At 52.5% G+C, this 2,213-nt stretch carries 2 protein-coding genes; both read left to right on the forward strand.

Translation table 11 applies throughout. The annotated features are described in order from the left end of the window. Positions 1-1,860, forward strand: a 1,860-nt coding sequence (locus IR083_RS10340) for a transketolase family protein (RefSeq protein WP_194224260.1), incomplete at its 5' end; no start/stop codon positions are given. Positions 1,861-1,968: 108 nt separating this feature from the next. Continuing rightward, positions 1,969-2,213, forward strand: a 245-nt coding sequence (locus IR083_RS10345) for an RpiB/LacA/LacB family sugar-phosphate isomerase (protein ID WP_194224261.1), incomplete at its 3' end; no start/stop codon positions are given.

Genomic DNA, 2,213 nt, shown 5'->3' on the forward strand with positions numbered 1-2,213 from the left:
TGGGAAGGCCGTGACCGCTTCTTTTTAGACCCCGGGCATATGTCCCCGATGCTGTATTCCACCCTTGCCCTGGCCGGTAAGTTCAGCATGGAAGACCTCCAGGGCTTCCGCCAGTGGGGCAGTGTAACACCGGGCCATCCCGAAAGAGATATCCTGCGTGGCATCGAGAATACCTCCGGCCCGCTCGGACAAGGACATACCTTTGCCGTGGGAGCAGCCATCGCCGCCAAGTTCCTCAAACAACGCTTCGGTGAGTGTATGGACCAGACCATCTACGCCTTTATCTCCGACGGAGGCGTACAGGAAGAGATCTCACAGGGAGCAGGCCGTACAGCGGGCCACCTCGGACTCGACAACCTGATCATGTTCTACGACTCCAACGGCATCCAGCTCTCTACCAAGACCCGCGAAGTGACCGAAGAAGATGTAGCCGCCAAATATACGGCATGGGGCTGGCGTGTGATCACCATCACAGGCAACGACGCCACCGAGATCCGTGCCGCCCTGACAGAAGCCAAATTCGAAAAAGAACGCCCTACCCTGATCATCGGTAAGACCATCATGGGAAAAGGAGCCGTAAAAGCAGACGGCAGCAGCTTCGAAGACGAAACAGAAACACACGGACAACCCCTGAGTGCAGCCGGAGCCTCTTATGAGAAGACCATAGAGAACTTAGGCGGTGACCCTACGAATCCGTTCGTTATCTTCCCCGAGGTTAAAGAACTCTACGAAAAACGAGCAGCCGAACTGGCAGAGATTGTAGCTAAGAAATACGCAGCCAAAGAAGCCTGGGCAAAACAAAACCCGGAGCTGGCACAAAAGATGCAGCAGTGGTTCGACGGTTATATCCCGACTATCGACTGGGCAGCCATCGAACAGAAGCCGAATCAGGCCACCCGTGCCGCCTCGGCTACCGTACTGGGAGTATTGGCCAAACAAGTAGAGAATATGATTGTTTCCTCGGCCGACCTGTCCAACTCGGACAAGACCGACGGTTTCCTTAAGCATACCCACAGCATGAAGAAAGGCGACTTCTCAGGAGCCTTCCTGCAGGCAGGAGTATCGGAACTGACCATGGCCTGCCTGTGTATCGGTATGACCCTGCATGGAGGAGTCACAGCAGCCTGTGCCACCTTCTTCGTATTCTCCGACTATATGAAGCCTGCCATCCGCCTTGCAGCATTGATGGAACTGCCCGTTAAGTTTATCTGGACACACGACGCCTTCCGTGTAGGTGAAGACGGCCCTACCCACGAGCCTGTGGAACAGGAAGCCCAGATACGCCTGATGGAGAAGTTACAGAACCACCATGGCCACAACTCGATGCTTGTTCTGCGTCCTGCCGACGTGCAGGAAGCTACCGTGGCATGGAAGATGGCCATGGAGAACAAATCGACACCGACAGGCCTTATCTTCTCACGGCAGAATATCAACGACCTGCCTGCCAAGACAAGTCGCTATACGGAAGCCTTACAGGCCGAAAAGGGAGCTTACATTGTAGAAGAAGACGAGAACTACGATGTTATCCTGTTAGCTTCAGGTTCGGAAGTATCTACTCTTGTAGACGGAGCTAAGCTGCTGAAAGCAGACGGCATTAAGACAAGAATCGTTAGTGTACCATCCGAAGGATTGTTCCGTGCGCAAAGTGAAGCCTACCAGCAAAGCGTACTGCCAAGAGATAAAAGGAAGTTCGGACTAACCGCAGGCCTTCCTGTTACCCTTCAGGGTCTTGTAGGAGATATAGGTAAGATCTGGGGTATGAACTCCTTCGGATTCTCCGCCCCTTACAAGGTGCTGGACGAGAAGCTGGGCTTTACTCCTGAGAATGTATATAACCAGGTGAAGGAATACCTGAAATAACAGTAGACAGTTAGCAGTTAACAGTTAACAATAAACAAAGAATAAACAGTTGCAGGTTGTGGAATGAAAGCAGCCTGCAACTTATCATTCATAACTCATCACTATCCCATGAGCTTATTTCCCATCCCCTCAAAACCCATCGGCCTTGCCAGCGACCATGCCGGCTACCCGATGAAAGAATATATCATCAGCCTGTTTAAGGAACAGGGCATCCCTTATACCGACTTCGGTACTTATGGTACACAGAGTGTCGATTATCCCGACTTCGGCCATCGGCTGGGGGAGGCCATCGACAGCGGAGAATGCGACAAAGGCATTGCCATTTGCGGTACGGGCAACGGTATCAATATGAC

The organism is Dysgonomonas sp. GY75 (assembly GCF_015234155.1).
Lineage (GTDB): Bacteria > Bacteroidota > Bacteroidia > Bacteroidales > Dysgonomonadaceae > Dysgonomonas > Dysgonomonas gadei.